This is a genomic window from Ruegeria sp. AB8 (genome assembly GCF_056542605.1).
In genome coordinates this window covers 1-1,119 of record NZ_JBQGAB010000101.1, presented here as the reverse complement: position 1 = coordinate 1,119, position 1,119 = coordinate 1, and the positions used below count along the sequence as shown (strand labels likewise).

The 1,119-nt window shown below is 53.4% G+C and carries 3 protein-coding genes; all 3 read right to left on the bottom strand.

Annotation, left to right across the window (positions count from 1 at the left end; all coding sequences use genetic code 11):
• The coding region (locus tag ACR0CG_RS23945; RefSeq protein WP_480528002.1) for a hypothetical protein at positions 1-321 on the bottom strand (321 nt) is incomplete at its 3' end.
• Positions 322-324: 3 nt separating this feature from the next.
• Positions 325-504: a hypothetical protein gene (locus tag ACR0CG_RS23940; protein ID WP_170408637.1), complete on the bottom strand. Its 180-nt coding sequence runs from the start codon at positions 502-504 to the stop codon at positions 325-327.
• Positions 504-1,010 carry a eukaryotic translation initiation factor 4 gamma gene (locus ACR0CG_RS23935; RefSeq protein WP_170408636.1) on the bottom strand — a complete coding sequence of 169 codons (507 nt, stop codon included), beginning with the start codon at positions 1,008-1,010 and terminating at the stop codon, positions 504-506. The genes ACR0CG_RS23940 and ACR0CG_RS23935 overlap by 1 nt, the downstream gene beginning before the upstream one ends.
• Between the last annotated feature and the right edge of the window lie 109 nt (positions 1,011-1,119).

Sequence of the window (1,119 nt, the reverse complement as noted above, 5' to 3'; positions counted from 1 at the left end):
TCGATGAATATCATTCCAGTCGACAACACTGCCCATCACTGACCTCCGGGCCCGCGCCTCTTTGAGATCGTGTGAAACCTCCGCCATAGCATTCATCATACGGTCGACCACTTCGCGGTCTTCACACTCGACATGCAGACACTCCGCCGACCATGTGACGTCAGAGACGTGCGGAGCTGGGTAGTTGTGCGCCATCACCAAACGCATCTCTTCGGCGTACCAGGCGTCAAATGAGCGGAGATCATCTGGAGCTCCATGCTCCTCGATCACACCTCGAACCTTTTCCCGGAATTCCTTCCAACTCTTTTCGACATCATCCATCAGTCACATTCTCCAGAACTTGGTCTTGTTGAGATGGAAGACCCCTCTCGAGATCTGGCAAAGGGCAATCAGCGGGACATGACCGGTGGCCAGTGAGCCCGTATTCATGAGCTTCCGGGCGTAGTTCTCATCATCGTAGTCTTCCATAATCTTATTGAAGGTCACTTGTTGTTCGGCGGTCATCACCATTCCTTCTTCACGCACGCAGGGCACCGATTACGGTCATCCGTTCGGTCGATCTGACCGAAATAGCCACAAACTGAGCAGGTCATTCGATCTCGAGCAGGCTTTTTTCGAACGCCAAAAAGCCTCTTCCTTTTAGGGTGGCGCTTGCTCGCGACATCATGCGCGCACCAGCAACAAAGTGTCTTGTACCAGCCGTCCAGAAGTTGGGTCTCGGCACTATTCCCGCATCGTTCACAGCTGTGATTTGCACGCGCAATCGTCGCAGCGATCATCGACTGAATTTGTCGATCATCACACCGGTGGTAGATGCGGAGCTCGCCGATTTTCTCTTTGATCTGAAGGACAAAGGGGTAGGTGGCACCCTTCAGATCGCAGTATTCCTTAACCTCTGTGAAGAGCACCGTGACCAAGCCGGACCAGCCTTCGGGTGTGCTTCCGAGGTTCTCCTCGACCGATTGCTTGATGTCGTTGAAATCAATTGCGTTCGTGACGTCGTCCGCCATGTTGGACACCTCCTGAGAATGGTAGGAGGCGTCGGAATCGAACCGACTCGTGCACTCTAATCTGGAGCAATTACAAGGATATAAGCCTCGCCCGCATACCAATGCTGCC

Bases quoted from the DNA above. Each gene is read 5' to 3' on its own strand.
- ACR0CG_RS23940 (WP_170408637.1), bottom strand. From the start codon at position 504: ATGACCGCCGAACAACAAGTGACCTTCAATAAGATTATGGAAGACTAC.
- ACR0CG_RS23935 (WP_170408636.1), bottom strand. From the start codon at position 1,010: ATGGCGGACGACGTCACGAACGCAATTGATTTCAACGACATCAAGCAA.